A 473-nucleotide genomic window follows, 5' to 3' on the forward strand; every position below is an offset into this window, starting at 1 on the left:
GGTTGCGAATTGCCTCGCTCGTTGAGGTTGGTTCGGGCTGGAACGTATCAGCTTCAATAACGTCAACCGGCTGCTCCGACAGGTCTGCATAGTGCTGATAAAGCGGCAGCATGCGATTCACGCTGATGTTTTTTTTCAGGCCCGCCTTGAATTGTAGTTCCTCAAACCAGCTCGCGCTTTGTTGTCCCTCACGGTATTGCTCATGGAGAAAGAAATGCGCCATCAGCGAGAATTCTTTCTTCAATGGCGAATGAAAACTTCTTTCTGTCGGGCTCAATGACGCAAGATTCGGCGCGGACATTTTTCCCTGTTGAACCAGAAGCGCCACCAGTTGCAGTTTTTCGGCCAGCATGGCGTTGGCGATCATCTTGCTGATCAGGCTATGGTCCTGTGCCAGCCAGTGGCGAAGCTGCTGGATTTCTTTGCCGATGTTTTCCCCTGGGGTTTCGCTGATTGCCCAGGCCAGAGACTGC

At 52.4% G+C, this 473-nt stretch carries 1 pseudogene; it reads right to left on the reverse strand.

Annotation, left to right across the window (positions count from 1 at the left end):
* A pseudogene (locus A3730_RS28670) lies at nucleotides 1-367 on the reverse strand (hypothetical protein); the annotation flags it as partial.
* Between the last annotated feature and the right edge of the window lie 106 nt (nucleotides 368-473).

Source organism: Alcanivorax sp. HI0044 (genome assembly GCF_001634945.1).